The sequence below is a fragment of the Helicobacter apodemus genome (genome assembly GCF_003097575.1).
GTDB lineage: Bacteria > Campylobacterota > Campylobacteria > Campylobacterales > Helicobacteraceae > Helicobacter_D > Helicobacter_D apodemus.
On record NZ_CP021886.1, the window covers coordinates 728260 to 749226 of the forward strand.

Consider the following 20967-nt stretch of genomic DNA (forward strand, 5'->3'; position numbering starts at 1 on the left):
AATTTTCCACCTTTTTCAACAAAAACACTGCTATTAACTAACTCCCCCCCCCTTTAGCACTTCTCCTTAATCGCAATGCCCCATTTTCAATAATCGTAAGACCCGCATAAGTATTTTTCCCACTAAAAGTTAATTCTCCTGTGCCTTTTTTGATAAATCCAACATTAAGATTATCCATATTTGTTGGTAGGTTTTTAGCATTACTTAAATGCAAACTAGAATCCCATTGTTTTTGGGTAATATCATTGCTAAATTCTGCATTGTTTCCTTGTGTATCCACTGTATAATAGAGTTCTTGAGTATTATTTTTTAAGGTTTGCTTATCTTTATCATTAAGGCGATTAGCATCTAAGGTAGCTACACCCCCTAAAGCCTTTTTTATATCTAAAATACCTTGTCCGAAGATGGATTCTCTAGATAATCGAATAACTGCATCATAATTTGTAGAAATTTTTTTTGTAATAAGATTTTCTACAATTTTTTCTGCTTCCTCATGTGTATAACCCTCTGCTTCTAAATCTTTTTTAATTTGTTCTATATTATTACCATTATTGTTATCTTTTGGTAGATCATTGTCAATATAAATAATTGTGTAATATCCTGTATCACCCTCATCACTTTTTTTCACTACTAGCTTAGGGGCTTGATAATCTTTATTAGCAGTGCTTAATAAAACATCTGCGATTTGCTTACCATTTAAAAAGGGGAATTTCTGTGCTACTAGTGCTGCTGCACCACTTACCATAGGGGCTGCCATAGAAGTTCCACTTCTTTTGAAATAACTATTGACATGCGCAGCATTGGCACTATTAATTTCTTCTCCAAAAGCCATTAAAGAATAATTTTCACTTTTTAAAAAACCATTGCCAAAATCACTCACCCCCTTAGCCCTTATTATTAATTTATCTCCATTCCTAGAAACACCATTAGCATTTAAAGATCCAACATTAATAAAAGCACGTAAATTCTCATCAAAACTTGGCAAGGTAGAATACAATCCTGAAGCAATAATCCCCTCATTCCCACTAGCAAATACGAGTAAAGTTTGATTGTTTTGTGCTAAATCTGTTACTTCTTTAGCACAAGCGGCTTGATAAGCATTTCGCAAAAAAAACTCTGGTTGTTTGCCCTCATAAAAAACTGCATTATCAAAGATTAAATCTTGAAGCCCAACAAAGGGATAAAGTGTAGTATTCCAACTATTATTAATAATCTTTACCTTATTTTTGGTAAAAAAGTCTGTAAAGCTAGGAATATCACCATTCCCAAAGATTTGTCCAGAATAAAGCATAGAATCATAAGCCACACCAAAAGGCTTATTCTCATCAAGCTTCTCTCCAGCTATAATACCTCCTACATGGCTCCCATGATCATTACTAGAAGCATCAAATATTAATTCTTCACCTATTTTATTCTTTAAGCTAATATGGTTTTTATTCATAGCCGTATCTAAAACACCAACATTCACACCCTTACCTGTAATACCCTGCTTATAAGCATCAGAGGCATTAATTAGATCCAAAGATTGAGAATTAACAAAACTATCCGCAAAACTTGTTGCCAAAAATCCATAAAATAATAAAAATCGCATTTCCCCTACCTTGAAAGAATATTTTTTAATTTTTTTAAAACTGCTTGTAATACCTTTTCCTCATCTTTAGTTTCTGCATAAAAAGTATCTTGTTGCTTATCCAAAAAAACAAAGGTAATTTTTTCTGCATAATTAAAAATTTTAGAGATTCTAGCATTTCTTCCTAAAATTTTAATTTTAATTAGCTCTAAAAATTGCTTAGAGTAAATATCTAATTCCCCAAATCTCTCTTCAATTTCCCTAGCAATAGCATAAACATTTTTAGTATCCTCACAGCGCGAAAGTCTCCTATAAAGCTCTAAACGCAGTGATTCAGAGGCGATAAGTTCAGGGCTTAAAAATGCCCTAACGCTTAATTTCACATCTACATTATTTTCTTCTCTCATATTCCCACTTAGGGTATAAATCGCCTCCTCAAGCATTCTTAAATAAAGCGAATAGCCAATGTTTTTAATATGCCCGCTTTGTGCCTCACCTAAAAGATTCCCTCCTCCTCTAATCTCTAAATCATGATAAGCTAAGGCACCTCCACTCCCTAAATAAGAATTTTTCTCTAAAGCCAAAAGCCGCTTTTTAGCCTCTTGGGTAATGGATATAGAATCTTCTAATAAAAAATAACAAAACCCCTCTTTATTGCCCCTACCAACTCTCCCTCTTAATTGGTGTAAATCTGCAATCCCAAACCTATCACTTTTATCAATTAAAATGGTATTAGCATTAGGTAAATGTAACCCAGATTCCACAATAGAAGTGCAAAGCAGCATATCAAATTCTCCTTTAGCAAAGCCTAATAATATATCCTCCGCCTCTTGCTTAGGGATTTGTGAATGCAAAATAGCGATTTTCAAAGTAGGCAGTATCCTTAAAATCTCCTCTTTTTTATGCTTTATAGAGGCGATATTATTATAAATATAAAAAATTTGCCCCCCTCTCCTTAGCTCCCTTAAAACACTCTCTTTGATCAAAGAATCACCATACACTTTCACAAAACTTCTAACCGCTAATTTCTCTTTAGGGGGTTCTTTTAATTCACTCAATCCCTTAATATGGGAGAGTGCCATATTAAGCGTTCTTGGGATAGGGGTAGCAGACATTGTAAGCAGGTGAATATTTGTGCTTAAATCTTTAATTTTTTCTTTTTGCTTTACACCAAACTTATGCTCCTCATCTACAACAATTAAAGCAAGATTTTTAAAAGTTACATTTAAAAGTATATGCGTCCCTACAACTATATGTATCTCTCCATTTTGCAAACCCTTCAAAATCTCTTTTTTTTCTTTAGCAGATACATACCTATCAAGCCTTGCAATCTTTACCCCAAAATCACTTAATCTTTGAGAGAGCGTTTGAAAATGTTGATAAGCTAGGAGTGTAGTAGGGACGATAATGGCAGATTGATAACCACTTAAAAAACAAGCAAACATAGCATTCATAGCCACCTCTGTTTTGCCAAACCCAACATCTCCACTTAATAATCTATCCATAACCCTATGGCTAGATAGATCTTTAAATATTTCCTCTATGGCCCTCTTTTGACTTTGCGTATAAACAAAACCACTTTGCGATTGAAAAAGTAAAATCTCCTCTTTATTAATATCAATAACTATCCCATCAATGAGTTCGCGTTTTGCAGCAAGAGCTACAATGCCCTCTGCAATCACAAGCAGTTTTTCACGCACCTTTTCTTTTAATTTAGCAAAAGAACCTTTGCCTAATTTATCTAAAAGAGGGACACCTCCATCGGCGATATACCTATCCACCCTATCAAGATTTTCTACGGGTAAAAGCAGCTTATCATCCCCTAAATATTTTAATTCAATAAAATCCCTAGTTGCTCCAAAAATATTTGCTTGGATAATCCCATTAAAAAGAGCAATCCCATAATCAATATGCACCACATAATCACCCTTTTTTAGCTCATCAATTAAAATCTTGCTTTGGATCTTGCGTTTTTGCTTAGTAGGAGTATTTAGAGATAAGATTAAAAGCTCTTTACCTAAAATCCAAATCCCATAATCTTTATCTAAGCAAAATTCATATTCCTTATGCTCACTAGGAATAATCCCTGCTTGACGAAGCTGGGATTGTGTTTTAGAGATAATAATGATTTTTTTATCTTTATGCAATGTTAAAAGGGTTGAAAGCTGGTTAAACTTGCAATCAAAATCTTGATAGTTTGTAGATTCTTCTAAAACATCAAAAGTTGAAATCTCCTCTAAAACCTGTGGATTTTGCTCTTTAAACTCTATAATTTCTGGAATTAACCTTAAAGCTTGGGGTAATAATTTGCAAGGGTATTTTTGGAATAAATACTGGGTATCCTCTAAATACCATAGCCCAAAAGAAGCCACCAAAGAATTATGCCTATCTTGCACTTCCTCTTTAGCAAGATTTTCCTCTATGCTCTCTAAAAGTCTCTCATAACCCAAACTATCAAGATTAAAAAAAGCTGGAGGAATCTCTAAAGTCTCCATTTCCTCTTTAAAAGAAATTTGTGTTTGCACATCAAAACTTCTTATACTTTCAATTTCATCACCAAATAAAGAAATCCGCACAGGATTTTCTAAATGAGGAAGAAAAATATCTATAATATCCCCACGAATAGAAACTTCTCTACTTACTTCTACTAACTCTACAAACTCATACCCAAAATACAATAACCGCTCTTTAAATGCTTGCAAATTAACTTGCATACCAAATTCCATTTTAAAACCTTGCAAAGATCCTAATTTTGGCATTTTATGCAAAATAGTATGCAAAGGGGTGAATAATAATTTCTTATCTTTACATTGATAAAATTCTTTAAGGGTATTAAAAATCCCTAAAAGCTCCTCTTGATAGCTTCTTAAGTCCTCACCAAAAACTACTGCAAAATCAGGCAAAACAAAAGATTCAAAGCCAAGAAATTTTGCTACATCATTAAGTTTATAGGCTTGAATGTTATCTTCAACAACAAAGATTAAACCCTCTTTATAAGTTTTTTGAAAATGGGTTTTGTTAGTATTTAAAAACTCATAAATACTACTTTGACTCAATATCTTCCTTATTTTGAAGAGTTATAGGTTTAATTGGGGTACCAAAAGATTGCTTATATTCCGCATCATAGACATTTTTATATTCATTACCTTTATGCACGATACTTTGACCAACAAGCTCACCGGTTTTTTCTATAATAAGCTCTTTAGCGATAATCTCTCCCTCAATTCTACCTTGAGGTAAAATCTCTATAATATTACAAGTGCAACTTCCCATAACCTTACCACTTACCACTAAATGCTCTGTGTTAATATTCCCATTGACATTACCATTTTTACCAATTATTACATTATTCTTAGCAATAATTCCGCCCTCTAAATTCCCATCAATATGTAAATTGCACTCACTAAGAATATCGCCTTTTATTCTAGTGCCTTGAGCGATAATGCTTGTGTTTCCTGAATTTCCGACAGACTGTTTATCACCGTTAGTAAAGATTGCCATTTTATGCTTTTCTCCTTTTCAAAAATTTCTGTATAATCCCTCATAGTCCATTCTATAAAGGGTCTAGGATTTAAATCCTTTCCCAAATAACGAATCTCATAATGCAAATGGGGTCCTGTGCTTCTTCCCGTATTTCCAGAATATGCAATTAATTGCCCACGTCTTACAAAATCCCCTTTTTGCACCACCACTTGATTTAAATGTGCATAAAAGGTTTTAAATCCAAAAGCGTGTTCTAATTTTACCATAATTCCATATCCACCATTATAACTGCCTCCCACAAAATCTGCTACACCATCAGCTGGAGCATAAATAGGAGTCCCAATGGAGACACCAAAGTCCATACCTGTATGAGAATGGGTTCGCTTTAAAATAGGATGCACTCTTATTCCCCATTCTGCTGTAACACGATGAGTGCCTCGCAAAGGTGAGCCATTAGGGATTAACTGCATAACCAATGCCTTTTGCGTGCCTGTAATCTTTGCTAAATCCACCCTCTCTACGAGACTTAAATTTGTTTCAATAATCCTATCGCTTAATCCAACAATCCCCTCTAAATCCTCTATTCTATCAGAAACTATCATAAGCTCTTGAGTTTTTTCATTAATTAAATCCTGAAGTTCTTGGTTTTTTTCATTAATTTTTGAATACTCTCTTTGCATTAAATTCCGCTTATCTTCAATCTGTTTCACTTCTTTTAAAAGCAATTGAATCGAAATAAAACTAAAGAAAAAAATCACCACAACTAGCAACACAATATACAAAACGATTTGTTTCATATATTGATGAATATTATATTGTTTAGATCCATTAATATCTGTAATAGTTACAATAAACCGATTTTTCATATTCTAAACTTCCTCAAAAACTCTCCTCCTACACTAAAAGAACCGCAGACTAGATATTTTTCTTTTTCCTTTAAAAACGAAAATTCTCTATAAGGTATTTCTAAAATCTTTAAAATCTGTTCTAAATCCTCTTTAGGCATTATTCTTGGATGATTCAAAACAAAAATTTCTACACTTTGAATAATAGGCTTTAAAACTTCCAAAATTGCCTTTGGGTCTTTATCTTTATAAGAATTATAAACTAAAATATATTTGTCTTTACTAAAATTCTCCAAAATTGCCTTTGCACCCCCTACATTATGTGCTACATCTACCCATACATTAGAAAATACTTGTTGCATTCTCCCTTGCAAATCTAATCTTGGAAGATTTAGAATATCCCCTCTATATCCTAAATCCTCAAAAGCATAGTAAGCTAAAGCTAGATTCTCCTGCTGATATTTAGGATAAGCATTTTTAGAGCAATATTGTTTGATCGCCTCTGAAATATCCTTAGAATCTAACACTGATAATTGTGTTTTTTTACTCTCTGCAACCTCTTTAGCGATTTTCACTACACAAGAAAAACTTTGAATCCCCAAAATCGCTCTTTTACTCATTGCATTAAGTTTAGTCCTAGCAATAGCCTCTAAGCTTTCTCCTAAAAACTCTTGATGATCTAAACTTATAGAGGTAAAAAGCGTTAAAATAGGCTTAGTGCAAGTTGTAGTTGAATCAAACTCCCCTCCAAGTCCTGCTTCACAAACAAAATAATCACATTCCCTAAAAACTTCCAAAGCTAAAAAAGTTAAAACTTCAAAATAACTAGCTTCTTGAAGAATCTTTGGGTTTAAACTTAAAAAAGCCCTATCTAGCTCCTCTAAAGAAACATTTTTACCATTTAGCCAAAAACGTTCATTAAAATAGAGCAAATGTGGGGAAGAAAAATGTCCTACATTCAAACCTCTTTGCCTTAGTAAAAGGCTTAAAAATCGCCCCACACTGCCCTTTCCATTAGTGCCAACAATATGGATAATCTTACATCTTAGATGAGATAAATGCGGCAAAAAGCGTAAGATAGCTGGTGCTCTTTTAGGGTCAAAATGGGCATATTCACTCCCTTTTTGTTCTAAAAAATCTTCAAGCCTCATCAATAATACCTTGTGTATCTTCATATTTAGCAAATTCCTCTAAAACTACTTTTAGCATTTTTTCCAAACTTTCCTCCTCAATTCGGTGTGCGACTTGAGCACTAAGTTTTATAGGAATACGCGTTTGTTGATACACAAAAATACTTTTCCTTACTTCTGCATCTAATTTACGAATAAAGGTAATAGCCTGTTCCTTTTGTCTGTCTAACAAACAAGCTAAAAACTTCTCTTCCCCATAATAAGCAATCAAATCACTAGTATTACTATACTTCTTTAAAAACTTTCCAAGTATAGTCAATACGCGTTTTAATGCTTCACTTCCATAAAGTTCAAGGGCTTGATGATAACTCACAATACCAAAAATAACAACAGAATAATTTTTCTTATTTTCCCTATATTCCTCTTCAGCAAAATTCAAAATATCTTGCATACCTTCCTTGCTTATCAGAGTTGTAATAGAATTAATAGGCAAAGAATCCATATCAGCATATTCTAAAACACTGGCTTCTTTAGTATTTAACTCTTGCTCTAGTTTTAAATCTTGCTCTTCTTTTCGTTGGGGGTAAGGAACGGCAAATTCTTGAAAAAAAGTTTCTATTTTTTTTAAAAGATTCTTTCCATTTTCTTTATCCCTGCTACCCTCTAAATACCTTTTTATTTTCTCTTGCAAATTCTTAAATTCATCATTTTCTATTTTAAAATCACCAACAAATTCTAAAACTTTATCAAAATCATTCCATTTAACCTCTAAATTTTTTTTCGTTTGTTCCAACCAACGTTTTTTATAAAGCTCTTTAGTTTGAAAATTAATTTTATCAATTTCTATAAGATACCCTTTAGCAAGAGTATTAATCTCTTTATCAGGATGCGTAGATAATAACCTTAAAAAAATCCTCTCCATCTCTAAGAGCATATTAAAGTTCGCCCTATAATGATAGATAAGATTAAGCACTTTGATTAAGAAAATTGTGAATTCATCTTTGTTTTTAAAAGATTTATTAGCAATCTCTTTAGCATCTCCTTTTAACATTGCTAATAACTGATTAAGATCTATAGGCTCTTCTTTTTTTATCCCCATTTTTTTCGTCTGGTGATAAAATTCTTTTTCATAAGCTTCTGGTGTTGGTTCAATTTTATTTTCTATGAGCTGCCGTAAAGTTTCTCTAGCTATTAATTTTATATTTGGCATTATGAAATATCAATCCCAATTTGTGAAATAAAACTATCTAAAGTGTTTAAAACCGCCTTATTAATCACTTCCATTCTTATAGAATCAGTAATAACTGAAATATTCCCTAAAGCAAAATTATAATATCCCTCCTTAGTGAAAATTCTTGTTTTTTGGGTAGCTTTATTAGTGTATTTAAATTCAATCTCTGTTTTACATTGGTAAAAAGTTGAAAAACCTATGGTATTTTCTGCCAAAGGAGAGAAACTAATATTTTTTAAAATAATTTCAATCACCGCATTTGAATCCTCTTTATCTGAAATAGCAGTATGGAACTTCTTAAAAATAGCCTTTGATACCTCATCTTTTAAAGTTACGCTATTTTTAGGATCCCTTACATCAATTTTTACTTCCACAAAAATCCTATCCTCAAAAACTTCTTTAGTATGATGAGCTATGGGCGTATAACCACAACCTGCTAAAAAGACTATAAGGAGAAAGAATACATACCTACTCATACAACCACCAAATTTACTAATTTATTAGGCACGACAATTTCTTTAAGAATCTTCTTATCAACAAGCCATTTTGCAACTAATGCCTTTGCTTTATCTATAATAACCTCCTTAGGAGTATCAAGAGCTACTTCAAGCTCCCCTCTACGCTTTCCATTAATGGTAATTGCCATAATAATAACATCATCTTGCAAAGCTTTTTCATCTATGGATAATTCTTTAAAGTTTTCTAAATAAAAATATTGCTGACTAAGCTCCCAACAAATATGCGGGATAATAGGTTCTAAAACATTTAATAAAACAAAATACCCCTCACTCCATATTTGTGGATTATCTTGCTCACTTAGTGCGTTAAGTGCTTCCATACAAGCAGCAATTAAAGTATTAAAAGCATAACCGCTCTCATAACTAAAAATTTCATTAGATTTTTTTAAAGCTTCATAGACTTTTTTTCTAGCAAACTTTTCTACTTTAGTAAGTGCATTAGAATCAATACTTGGCAGTGCATTTACCTTTTGTGCTTTCTCTATCCTCGCACATAGACGTTTAATGAATTTAAAAGCCCCCTCTAAGGCAGAATCATTCCATTCTAGCTCTTTAGTAGGAGGTGCAGCAAAGAGGATAAAAAGCCTTGCAGTATCCGCACCATATTCTTGAACAATCTCTTCAGGATTGACGACATTTCCTTTAGATTTACTCATTTTAGCACCCTCTTTTATCACCATACCTTGCGTAAGCAAATGCAAAAAAGGCTCACTTTGTTGGGTATATCCTAAATCCCTTAAGACTTTAGTAAAAAACCGCGAATAAAGCAAATGCAAAATAGCATGTTCAATACCCCCAATATACTCATCAACGCCCATCCAATACTTCTCGTCCTCTAAACTTAAAATTGTTTCCTCTCGCTTCTTAGGTGGAGTGGTATAACGCAAAAAATACCAACTTGATTCCACAAAAGTATCTAAGGTATCACTCTCTCTTTGGGCTTCTCCTCCACATTTTGGACAAATACACTTCCTCCAAAGAATATGTTTTTCTAAAGGATTCCCTTCCCCATTAATAACTACATCCTCTGGCAATTTAACCGGTAATTTTTCTTTATTTTCAGGCACAATTCCACAATTCTTACAATGGATAAGCGGTATAGGAGTCCCCCAATATCTCTGCCTTGAAACCCCCCAATCGCGTAATTTATAATTAACAACAGCCAAGCCTAAATTTTCCCTTTGAAAATAATCTATAATTTTTTGCTTAGCAGTTTTTGAATCTAATCCATCATATTCTTGAGAATTGATTAATTTCCCCGCTTCACAATAAGGCAATTGCCTATTACCCTCACTAGCAATCACTTCTTTAAGGGGGAGATGATATTTCTTAGCAAAATCAAAATCCCTCTCATCGTGTGCTGGGACACCCATTACAGCACCGCTACCATATCCCATTAAAACAAAATTTGCCACCCAAAGGGGTATTTTTTCTTTGCTTAGAGGATGAATTACATTAATTCCTAGAGCAAAACCCTCTTTTTCTTGCAAGGAACGTTCTTTAATAGAAACATTTTGCATCCTTTGAATTTGTTTTTGAATCTCCTCTTTTAATAATCCTTGCTGGATTAAAGCCATCACCAAAGGATGCTCTGGTGCTAAGGCACAATAACTCACCCCAAAAATTGTATCAGGACGCGTGGTAAAAACTTCTACTGCTTCTAAAGTCTCTCCCTTAACCTCCAAAGGTCTTTCTAATAAAAACTTAAAACTTAAGCCCTCTGACCTACCAATCCAATTTTTCTGCATTGTTAAAACCGCATTTGGCCATTTACCCTCTAAAAGGCTTAAATCCTCCAAAAGGCTTTGGGCATAATCGGTGATTTTAATAAAATACTGATACATCTCCTTTTGAACAACTTGCGCATCACAACGCCAACACCTCCCTTCAACAACTTGCTCATTAGCAAGGACTGTTTTATCATTTGGGCACCAATTTAAAAAACCTTTTTTACGATAAATAAGTCCCCTCTCCCACATATCAATAAATAAACTCTGCTCCCATTTAGAATAAAGAGTATCACAAGTCGCTAATTCTCTAGTTTTAGAAAAGGAAAAACCAAGCGAGTAAAGTTGTTTTCGCATATTGTCAATATTACTATAAGTCCAATCTTTAGGATGCGTTTTATGCTTTATAGCCGCATTTTCTGCAGGCATTCCAAAAGCATCCCAACCAATAGGATGCAACACATTAAAACCCTTTCTACGAAATCTTCTTGCAATAGCATCACTAATACAATAATTACGGACATGCCCCATATGGATATTCCCACTAGGATAAGGAAACATACTTAAAATATATTTTTTGGGGAGATTCTTATCCTCTTTAGGCTCATAGGCATTATTCCCCTCCCAAAAACTTTGCCATTTTGTTTCGATAGCTTTTGCGTTATACTCCATCACCACTCCTAACTATAATTATTATAGTTCTTAACACTCTCAACAACCACAAAAACAATAGAAACTATATTAGCCGCTAAGGCTCCTAAAGCAAGTGCAACGGCAACTGCAATATCATTAAAAGCCTGCATATAAATAAAAGCAGGAATTAAATGTAAGTCTGCAACTAAAGAAGCTGCCATAATCTCTGAAGACATATAGTTCCTAACCCCCACTTTTAAAATGGTTGAAAGCATATTAACCCCAGCAGCAATAAAGAGCATAATAACATTTTGTTCATATAAAAAACCAATCGTTGAGGTTAAACTCATTAAAATAAAAAAAATAAAAATAACTTTTCCCCAGTCCATCAATACTCCTTAAATCCTACCTCTTTCATACATTTCTCTTAACTTCTTCTTCTCTAAGGCTCTTTTATTTTTCTCCGCTAACATTTGATGGTATTTTTTTAAATCAAATTTCAACAAAACCACAAGCTTACTCGCTACAAAAATAGAGCTATAACTACCGACAATAGAACCTACAAGCATAGGCAAACTAAAGCCTTTAATAATTTCACCACCGAATAAATACAAGGTTAAAACCACAAAAAATACCGTCAAAGAAGTGAGTATCGTTCTTGAAAGTGTCCCAGAAATAGCCTCATTAATAACACTCTCTAAATTATCATTCACCCGCAAATTAATAGTTTCTCTAATCCTATCAAAAATAATAATCGTATCATTAATAGAATAACCAATCAAAGTTAAAAGTGCCGCAACTACTTCTAAGCTCAAATCAATCTTAAACAAAACAACAGCACCTGCAGTAATAACTACATCGTGGATTAAAGCAAGAATACTTGTTAGAGCAAAACGCCATTCATAACGATAAGAAACATACACCATAATAGAAACAAGGGCTAAAATTAAGGCTAGAGTCCCCTTCTCTTTAAGCTCATTCCCAACTTTTGGTCCCACAATATCCACACGACGAATGCTTAACTCTCCAGTATCACTAAGTAATTTAGCAATTTCCTCCCCAATATTTTGCTCCACAGAAGAATTTGCCGTAGGTAACTTAATTAAAATCTCCTCAGGAGAGCCAAACTCACTAACTTGAACCCCCTTAAAAGATTCTACACTTTCTAATCTTTTACGAATCTCGGCTAAAGGAGCAACTTTAGTATATTGAATCTGCACGATAGTCCCACCGGCAAAATCTACCCCTAGTGAAAATCCGGGTTTAATAAACAAAATAATAGAAGCAGTAAAAAAAATCGCAGAAATCACAATGCCATAATTAGACATTTTTATAAAGTCATAGATTTTATTATATTTAAAAAAATCCATTAGAGCTTCCTTTTATAAACTTGTTGTTTATAACCAAACCAAAGGGCATAGTTTCCAGACTTCATAATACTATTTTGCAAAAACCTAAAAATGCCGTGAGTTCCTACAATAGCGGTAATTACAGAAGCTATAATGCCTATACTCATAGTAATAGCAAATCCCTTAATAGCCCCTGTTCCAAACACATAGAGCAAAACAGCAGCAATTAAAGAAGTAAGGTTAGAATCAAAAATAGCTCTTGAAGCATTCATATAGCCATTTTCCATAGATTTTATAAAATTCTCTCCTGCTCTAAATCCCTCCCTAATCCTCTCATTAATAATAACATTAGCATCAACTGCCATCCCCACCGTTAAAATAATACCCGCCATACCCGGCAAAGTAAGAGTAGCTCCAAAAAGTGCCATAACAGCAACTACAAGCAAAATATTAACAACCATAGCCAAATTAGCAATCACTCCAGCAATACCATAATAAAATACCATAAAGAGTATTACAAGCACTGCTCCACTAATAAGGGCTATCAAAGAAGCCCTAATACTATCCGCACCCAAACTTGGTCCAACACTTCTTTTCTCTAGCAAAAAAATAGGAGCTGGCAAAGCTCCACTGCGTAAAGCAATGGCAATATCACTAGCTTCAGATACACTAAATCCACCACTAATTTGTCCGCTACCCCCTCCAATTCTCTCACGAATAACCGGTGCAGAATACACTTTTCCATCTAAGACAACTGCCATACGATTCCCGACATTTTTACCCGAAAAATCCGCAAAAATTTTTCCTCCTTGAGAATTAAGCGTAAAATTAATAATAGGTTGTCCATTATTATCATAAGCAGCCCTCGCATCTGTTAGCATACTACCATCTAAAATGGGAATGGCTTTAAGCAAGATTGTTTGTTGGGGATTATTAATAAAGGGCAATATCACATCCCCATAACTTTGTGCTTCCCTCTCACTCATCGTAGCTACTCTAGCATTCCTAGCCTCATCAACAGCCATCATTTGCAAATGACCACCCTTTGAAATGAGATCTAAAGCCCTCTGCTCCTCTTCTTGAGTTTTAATACCGGGTAGCTGCACCAAAATGGCATCACTACCCTGTTTAATCACGCTAGGCTCTGATAAACCAAATTGATCAAGACGATTGCGGATATTACCAATAGCCTGTTCAATAGCAAAATTTTCTAAATTAATTTTCTCATTAGCACTTAGAGTAAGGGTGTATTGTAAATCCTTTTCTACAATCTCCAAACCCTCTTGCTGACTTAGGTATTTATCAATCTTTGATTTTTCATTAGAATCTAAGAGCTCAAAACTTAAATTATCCTCACCCACAACTAATTTATCAAGCAAGATTTGCTCCTCTATACTATAATGATTAAGAGCAGAAGCTAAAGTCGCATAACGCACTTTTATCGCCTCCTCACTCTTAACACCTAATAAAAGATTTAATCCACCTTGTAAATCAAGTCCTAAAATAATCTTAGGACCTTGCGTTTGTAAAAAAGTGGGCAAAGATAAAATAATGCCAAAAAGTGTAGCTAAGATAAAAAAAAACAGCTTACTATTAAAAGGCTTTTTCATTTAGAATGATTATCCAACTTTTTAGCAACATAATCTTTTGCTAACTTCACAATCGTATCATCATTTAAACGCACCATAAAATGATCCTCTTCGCGTTTAACGACTTCTACAATAAACCCTCCACTGGTAATAACCTTATCCCCTTTATCTAAAGCAGTAATCATTTCTTTGTGATTCTTTGCCTGTTTTTGTTGGGGGCGAATGATTAGAAAATAAAAAATTGCGATTAAAACAATTAAAGGAAGAAGTTGCATAAAAATATTTTCAGCATTTTCCATAAAATAACCTTTTAAACTTGAAAAATAATGGCTTAATTCTAGCAAAGTTTTACTAATTAAATCTTTAAGTTAAATTTTGGATTAAAAAATCCTTAGCCCTTTGCAAAAAAATCTTAGCAAACCCCTCCTCATCCTCGTACCAACCTTTAGGCAAAACAACACATTCACAAACTCCACCCCAACCACCACCTTGCCACCTTCTCTTTGCACTCTCTCTTACAATCTCTAAAGTTGGTATTCTTAGATAATCCGCAATATGCACATTACCCGTATCTGGGCTTAATAAACAATCTAGGCGACTAATGAACTCCACAAGATTGAGTAAATCCTCATTGTTTTTGAAAGTCTTAACATTACCCTGTGAAAATTCCAAAAATTTAGCCCCACTTTTAGGATAATCCATTACTATAAAAAGATAATCAGGAAACGCTTTAGCTAAATTTTCTGCAATGCCTAGCTAAGTTAGAAAAGAAAAATTCTTAAGGGTTTTTAGAGTAATGCAAAAAGGATTAATCCCAATAATTTTTAGATATTTCTTAGCCCCAAACCCTCTAACACCTCATCAACAAATACAGTATTTTCTCCCCCTCCCCCTTTTTTTAACAAAACTTGTGAATAATTAATCCTTAAAATCTCTTTATCAAAATGCTTTTTATGGATAGAACGTACAAGATTTAATCCCCCCTCCATAAACGCACGATTTTGTTTCCAATAAGGATTAATCACCCGCTTAATCCCTGATATAAACAAAATTCCCTTTTTCAAAAGTCCTTGCGAAAAAGTGGTTAAATGATATTTAGCAGAAATAGCCTTAACTTCTTGAATAGCTCTTAAATTATCGTGTTGCATAACAAGCAACACTACATCAAAAACCCTTATTCTGCAAAGTTTCTACATAATCAATAATTTCATCGATAAAATCCACATTCCTAAACAAATTTTTTGCGGTATCAAACTTCACAACTAAACTTAAAATTGCTTGAGGATAAAGAAATTTTAGGGCATAGAGACTTTTTAAATTTACCATCGCATCCCCCACTCCAGCACAGGGTAAATAAACCGCTATTTTAAGAGGAATCTCCCTCCTTTGAACTAAATTCCTTAAAAACATATTAAATCTCCTTTAAGCATTGCCCACTTTATCTCATCCTACTTTATCGTGTTATGCTACTTGTATTTTAAAATTTTCCTAGAACATTTTAATATCCTAAAAACAAGCTATATACTCCTATGCTTCTAGCATAAAAAAATTCTTATATTTTTGACATTTGCTAATCTTAAAACAAGTGCATTGTTGCACTATTTCCCCATAAGCTACATTTACAACCAATCTTGAAATAACTTTAAAAAGCACCATTTTGCCCCTTATATTTTTTATTATCTTGAATATAGGCAATAAAGGCTCTAGCTTTTTGCAAAAAAGATTCCAAATGCTTTGACTTTTCTTCACGCCAATTAGACGGCATAATATGTTGCTGAAAATACCCCCCATAAAATCCCCCACTCCACTGCTTAGATACCTTTTTTGCAATCACTTCTAAAGTTGGAATACAGGCATTATCGGCGATATGAATATGACCACTATCTACACCTAATACACCATCAAGGGAATGAATAAACGCAGCTAATCCCTCCAATCCCTGCTGATTATAAAAGACTTGAATATTTTTTTCTATAAAAGGCATAAAATGGTATTGTGTGCTAGGATGATTAACAAACACAAATAAAACTTCGGAAAACTCCTGACTTAAGCTTTGGACTAAAAACTTCCACTCATTTATTGTAAAATTAACTTTCGTTGTAACATTTTTAGCAAAAGGAAAGATACCTACAACCAAAGAATACCGACCATTTTCATTTAAACTTGCTAACAAAGACCTATTTTTTTCAAAAGTCGCTTCTAAAACCGGTAATTTTGCTAATGAGAAATCAAGAGTAGAGTATCGTTTATCAAAAACTTCACGATTAATTTGCCTAACTAAATTTAAATTCCTTTCTATCTCACTATGCCCTTGCAACCAATAAGGATTAATAAAAGTCTTAATCCCTCTCAAATAGCGAGTAAAATATAAAAAAACCTGCCTAGAAAACAAAAGCGATTGACTTAAAGTAACAATTTTAGATTTTGCTTGAATGACTTGAGCAATTTTTAACACTTCAACATCATTATGCTCCACAATCAAAAGAAAATCAAAACAAAGATTCTGCCATTTTTGCTTTTCTTGAAGTAGTAAAACTTCATCAACATAAAGCTTTCTTTGTTTTTCATCTTTTAACAACTCTAAGAATATTTGACTTTTAATTAAAAGGGAGATTTTTGCATAAGGATAAAGAGATTTGATCGCATAATACATAGGAATACAAACCATTTCATCGCCAATCCTTTCGCGTATGATATTCCCTAAAATAAGGATATTTAAAGGATACATAAAATGCTTTGTAAGGGAAAGACGAGCTTAGCCATTAATGATGGCAAACCTTATCCCTAATAAAGAAAAAGATACTCCCTAAAATACCCGCTGTAAAGGAAGCAATTAAAATAGAAATTTTCGCTACATCTGTGGCAACTAAAGCGTGATCACCACTAAAAGCAAGATTAGTTACAAAAATAGACATAGTAAAGCCAATCCCGCCTAATGCACCCGCTCCAAAAATCTCTACCCACGATACACATTGAGGACGAGCTGCAATACCTAATTTTTCGGCTAAAAAAGTAAAGGTAAAAATACCAATTGGCTTACCCAACACTAATCCGCACAAAATCCCTAAAAAGACATGATCAATGCCAAAATCAATATTTGCACCAATAGTTACCCCCGCATTAGCAAAAGCAAAAATTGGCATAATCAAAAAACTACTATAAGGGGCTAAAGCGTGTTCTAAACGCATCAAAGGATTTTGCACCGCATTTTTATGTTGAGCTAAATGATGTAACGCCTCTACTTGCTCACTTTGAAGCAAAACACTATCTTTTCGTTTTTCCGATTCTTGAAAATGCGATACAACAACTTTCATTTTCTCCATAAAAGAGAGCGTATCTATTTTTGGGGATACCGGTATAGTGAAAGCTAAAGCAACCGCAGCAATGGTAGCGTGAATCCCAGAATTATGGACAGCAATCCATAAAAACACACCCAAAATCATATAAAGACTAAGGGCTTTTACCCCCATTTTATTTAAAACCATTAAAACAAAAATAATACCCGCTGCAACAACCAACCAAGAAAGACTAAGCCCACTAGAATAAAAAACCGCAATAACAATAATAGCCCCTAAATCATCAGCCACCGCTAGAGAAACTAAAAATACCTTAACAGAAATTGACACCCTCTTACCCAATACCGATAAAACACCCAAGGCAAAGGCAATATCTGTTGCCATAGGTATCCCAAATCCGTGTGCTGATTGTGTTCCAGCATTTAGTGCATAATAAATAAGCCCTGGTCCAACCATACCCCCAAGTGCAGCAATTACAGGTAAAGCAGCTCTTTTAAACCCCGCAAGCTCTCCAAATAAAACCTCCCTTTTAATCTCTAAACCAACAACTAAAAAGAAAAAAGCCATTAAAGCATCATTAATCCAAGCCCCCAAACTCATACCTATAAAGGAGCCGTTAATATCAAGCCCTATTTTGCTCTTCCAAAGTGCTGCATACATCTCACTTAATGGAGAATTTGCAGCAATCATTGCTAGAACTGCACAACAAAGCAACAATACTCCCGCAAAAGACTCACTTTTTGTTAGTTTTTTAAAAGTTTCTAAGATTCCACTATTATTTTGTAATTCCATATTTTCCCCTATACAATCTCAACTAATTTTCCACTATCTTCGGTATAAAAAATGTAGCCATACACTTGCTTTTTAAGAATCACCTTAATACTCTGCATATACTCACGTATTTGAATCTCATAAGCAGACTTTGGCTGACCGCTTTTATAATCAACAATAAAAGCTTCTTTTTCGTTTTCAACCAAAAGGTCTAAACGTTTTTGTCTTCCATTAGATAAAAAAGGAAGTTCGCATTTTACACTACCTTTTTGTAGAATTTCATTAAATTGATGATTTTTAAGCAGTAAATTACATTTATTAAGAATTTCTTGCAAGGTTTTTTGGGATAAATAAAACCCCTCTTTATTACGCAAAATCTCTAAAAGCAAAGAATCTTCCAAATGATTTTTTAACTTCTGCTCCATCACAAAATGCAAAGCAACCCCAAAGGACAAAGACTGAATATCCCCTTGTAATACCTCTTTTTGTGCCACTTGCATTTGCTCTTGTCTGCCAAGATTCTCTAACATCGCTGGATGAGGATACTCAAAAGAAGTCTCTGGAATAACAGCTTTAAAATCGCTAATCTCTAAAGATCGCATAAGCTCCCCCCTCTCCTCATCCCTTAAACCTATCTCCCCAAAAGCACTTTGAGCGTTTTTTAATCCATAAAAAATCTGCATCGTCCCTTTTGCTCGCGTTAAAGCCACATAAAGTTGATTCTTTAAATCTTTCTTTGTTAATTCTTTCTCTTTTAAAAGAGCCTCCTTATAAGGTGGCTCTAAAGACATTCTTATAGCACTCCTTTTATGATTATCGTATTTAAAGATTCTCTTTATACTTACCCCATCCGCTCCAAAATCAAAAAAAAGCCTTTTAGAAACTACACTCTTTAAACTCTTTCTATCCACGATCAATACATTTTCAAACTCTAAGCCCTTAGATTTATGAATAGTCATAATCCGAATACCAAAAAAATCACTAGAAACAATCTCCTCTTGTAAAGTCTCAATCCCATCTAATAGTTCTTTAACACTAGAAAATTTCAAAGCCACTTCCAAAAACCGCTTAGCACTTAGACTAGCAATCCCAAACTTTTGCATAAGAGGCAACAAAATCGCAGCAGGACTCTTTGTAGGCTTCAAAAACTCCTCTAAACTCTGCTCCCTTAAACCCAAAAGCATAAAAAATTCTTTTTCAAACAGAGGATTTTTTGCCTCTAAAAACTTTAAAAATTCAATTAACGCCCGCACTTCATTATGGAAAATTAACTTTGTGCTAGTATCCATAACCACCCTTAAACCCCTCTCTTGTAAAAATATTGCTAACTCAACAACAGATTTATTATCAAAGACTAAAAGCGTAATATCAGAGGGATTAACCCCATATTCAAGCATTTTAACAATGCTCAAATACACCTCCTCTTCTAAATCCTCACAACCACAAACCCTTACATAACCCTCTTTTTCAATCATAGGCACTTGCGGGATAAAGCCCTCAATTTTGCCCAAAAAAGTATCATTGACAAACTCCACAATATGCCTAGCACTACGATAATTATTAGTCATATTTTCTTGCTGCATTTGCTTAGATGCGATTTTAAAAAGCTCTGGATTCCCTCCGCGGAAGCGATAAATAGACTGCTTAATATCCCCCACATAAAAAAAGCTCCGCAAAAACTGCCTTGAACCTATCCCCGACTTAATCTCCTCAATAAGAGGCTTTAAAATCTCATATTGCAAAATACTCGTATCTTGAAATTCATCAATTAAAAGATGGCTAATCACGCTATCTAAGCGAAAATACAAAAAATCCTTAGAAAAATTCTCTTTGCAAAGGAGTTTATAGACTTTAGAAGAGACCGCATTAAAGCTTAAAAGATTATTTTCTTGATAAAATTGTGCTTTTGCCTGTAAATAAACCTTAAAAACCCTATAAAACTTTTGTAGATATAAAGCCTCATCCTCCAAAAAAAACCTAGAAATCGCCTTTTTTAACCCTATAAAATCCGCATCATTAAAAAGTATCTTAGAAAACCCCCTATATTCCCTCAAATCCTCTTTTAAAATCCAAGTTTCACACTTACTAAGCAAAGCGCTAAAATCCTCAAATTGTAATTGCGGATGAATCTCCCCTTTTTGCACATAATAAGACTCTTTAATCCCCCTAGCATAAGCCAATGCTTGCTGCTTACAATCACTCTTTAAAAGAGAGCTTATAAACAAAGACTCATCAAGCATTTCCTTAAAAAAATCCAAAAACTCACAAAGGCTTAAAAGACTTTGCAATCTCTGCTCTCTCCTCTCATAGCAAAGTTCCAAAACATCCTCAAAGGTCTCATTATCCAAAAGTTTTAAAAAAATCTCCGCAATAACCTCTAAATTATCCTGCCCAATCTTAAAATCATATTCCACCCCCACATACCAGCACAACCCCCGAAGTATCTTTTGAAAAAAGGCATCAATAGTCGTAATTTTCAATTCCTCTGTTAAAAAACTCTGGTAAATAAAAGGGATTCTCTCTTGAATCCTCTCACTCTTAATGCTACCAATATTAGACTCAACTTTTTTTATAAATTCATTATCATTCCTATGATAATAAATACTTTGTATCTCCTTAATAATCCGTTCTTGCATTTCTTTAGCAGCCTTTTTTGTAAAGGTAAGCGTTAGGATACTAGAGGGTTTAGCCCCCAAAAAAAGCAATTCTATATACCTCCACACTAATTTATAAGTTTTTCCGCTACCCGCACTTGCACTCACACATAACAAAGCCTTATCCACTTGCTTTTCCTTAACTTAAAGTTTTTACATTATAGCAAAATC

At 33.8% G+C, this 20967-nt stretch carries 19 protein-coding genes; all 19 read right to left on the bottom strand.

The window, feature by feature from the left end; genetic code table 11:
* Nucleotides 1–37 precede the first annotated feature (37 nt).
* The 19 genes from CDV25_RS03560 to CDV25_RS03645 all read right to left on the bottom strand — a co-directional run bounded on the left by CDV25_RS03560 (nt 38) and on the right by CDV25_RS03645 (nt 20925).
* The gene (locus tag CDV25_RS03560; RefSeq protein ID WP_108910800.1) at nt 38–1591 is read right to left on the bottom strand and encodes a S8 family serine peptidase; all 1554 of its coding nucleotides are present in this window, start codon (nt 1589–1591) and stop codon (nt 38–40) included.
* Nucleotides 1592–1596: 5 nt separating this feature from the next.
* Nucleotides 1597–4626, bottom strand: coding sequence for a transcription-repair coupling factor (gene mfd / locus CDV25_RS03565; protein ID WP_108910801.1), 3030 nt, complete (start codon nt 4624–4626; stop codon nt 1597–1599).
* A complete protein-coding gene (locus CDV25_RS03570; RefSeq protein ID WP_108910802.1) occupies nt 4613–5071 on the bottom strand; it encodes a bactofilin family protein in 459 nt (152 codons plus the stop codon). Before CDV25_RS03570 ends, mfd begins: the two co-directional genes overlap by 14 nt.
* On the bottom strand, nt 4990–5919 hold the full coding sequence (locus tag CDV25_RS03575; RefSeq protein ID WP_108910803.1) for a M23 family metallopeptidase: 930 nt from the start codon (nt 5917–5919) through the stop codon (nt 4990–4992). Before CDV25_RS03575 ends, CDV25_RS03570 begins: the two co-directional genes overlap by 82 nt.
* On the bottom strand, nt 5916–7049 hold the full coding sequence (locus CDV25_RS03580; protein WP_239056416.1) for a Mur ligase family protein: 1134 nt from the start codon (nt 7047–7049) through the stop codon (nt 5916–5918). The genes CDV25_RS03575 and CDV25_RS03580 overlap by 4 nt, the downstream gene beginning before the upstream one ends.
* The gene (locus tag CDV25_RS03585; RefSeq protein WP_108910805.1) at nt 7039–8238 is read right to left on the bottom strand and encodes a diguanylate cyclase domain-containing protein; all 1200 of its coding nucleotides are present in this window, start codon (nt 8236–8238) and stop codon (nt 7039–7041) included. Before CDV25_RS03585 ends, CDV25_RS03580 begins: the two co-directional genes overlap by 11 nt.
* The gene (locus CDV25_RS03590) at nt 8238–8735 is read right to left on the bottom strand and encodes a hypothetical protein (RefSeq protein WP_108910806.1); all 498 of its coding nucleotides are present in this window, start codon (nt 8733–8735) and stop codon (nt 8238–8240) included. Before CDV25_RS03590 ends, CDV25_RS03585 begins: the two co-directional genes overlap by 1 nt.
* On the bottom strand, nt 8732–11176 hold the full coding sequence (gene leuS, locus CDV25_RS03595) for a leucine--tRNA ligase (RefSeq protein WP_108910807.1): 2445 nt from the start codon (nt 11174–11176) through the stop codon (nt 8732–8734). Before leuS ends, CDV25_RS03590 begins: the two co-directional genes overlap by 4 nt.
* 8 nt (nt 11177–11184) lie before the next feature.
* Nucleotides 11185–11526, bottom strand: a complete 342-nt coding sequence (locus tag CDV25_RS03600) for a DUF6394 family protein (protein WP_034552821.1) — start codon at nt 11524–11526, stop codon at nt 11185–11187.
* Nucleotides 11527–11535: 9 nt separating this feature from the next.
* Nucleotides 11536–12507 (bottom strand): protein translocase subunit SecF, encoded by a 972-nt coding sequence (gene secF / locus CDV25_RS03605; RefSeq protein WP_108910808.1) that lies wholly within the window; start codon nt 12505–12507, stop codon nt 11536–11538.
* A complete protein-coding gene (secD, locus tag CDV25_RS03610) occupies nt 12507–14096 on the bottom strand; it encodes a protein translocase subunit SecD (RefSeq protein WP_108910809.1) in 1590 nt (529 codons plus the stop codon). The genes secF and secD overlap by 1 nt, the downstream gene beginning before the upstream one ends.
* Nucleotides 14093–14374 carry a preprotein translocase subunit YajC gene (gene yajC, locus CDV25_RS03615; RefSeq protein ID WP_108910810.1) on the bottom strand — a complete coding sequence of 94 codons (282 nt, stop codon included), beginning with the start codon at nt 14372–14374 and terminating at the stop codon, nt 14093–14095. Before yajC ends, secD begins: the two co-directional genes overlap by 4 nt.
* Nucleotides 14375–14438: 64 nt before the next feature.
* Nucleotides 14439–14747 (bottom strand): glycosyltransferase family protein, encoded by a 309-nt coding sequence (locus tag CDV25_RS03620; protein WP_162550418.1) that lies wholly within the window; start codon nt 14745–14747, stop codon nt 14439–14441.
* A 152-nt stretch (nt 14748–14899) separates the two neighbouring features.
* Nucleotides 14900–15235, bottom strand: a complete 336-nt coding sequence (locus CDV25_RS03625; RefSeq protein ID WP_108910812.1) for a hypothetical protein — start codon at nt 15233–15235, stop codon at nt 14900–14902.
* Nucleotides 15236–15239: 4 nt separating this feature from the next.
* Nucleotides 15240–15485, bottom strand: a complete 246-nt coding sequence (locus tag CDV25_RS03630) for a hypothetical protein (protein WP_108910813.1) — start codon at nt 15483–15485, stop codon at nt 15240–15242.
* A 117-nt stretch (nt 15486–15602) separates the two neighbouring features.
* Nucleotides 15603–15731, bottom strand: coding sequence for a hypothetical protein (locus CDV25_RS10725; protein WP_269149131.1), 129 nt, complete (start codon nt 15729–15731; stop codon nt 15603–15605).
* On the bottom strand, nt 15718–16803 hold the full coding sequence (locus CDV25_RS03635; RefSeq protein WP_108910814.1) for a glycosyltransferase family 9 protein: 1086 nt from the start codon (nt 16801–16803) through the stop codon (nt 15718–15720). The genes CDV25_RS10725 and CDV25_RS03635 overlap by 14 nt, the downstream gene beginning before the upstream one ends.
* A gap of 34 nt (nt 16804–16837) precedes the next feature.
* A complete protein-coding gene (gene nhaA / locus CDV25_RS03640) occupies nt 16838–18163 on the bottom strand; it encodes a Na+/H+ antiporter NhaA (RefSeq protein WP_108910815.1) in 1326 nt (441 codons plus the stop codon).
* An 8-nt stretch (nt 18164–18171) separates the two neighbouring features.
* Nucleotides 18172–20925: a RecB-like helicase gene (locus tag CDV25_RS03645; RefSeq protein ID WP_108910816.1), complete on the bottom strand. Its 2754-nt coding sequence runs from the start codon at nt 20923–20925 to the stop codon at nt 18172–18174.
* Between the last annotated feature and the right edge of the window lie 42 nt (nt 20926–20967).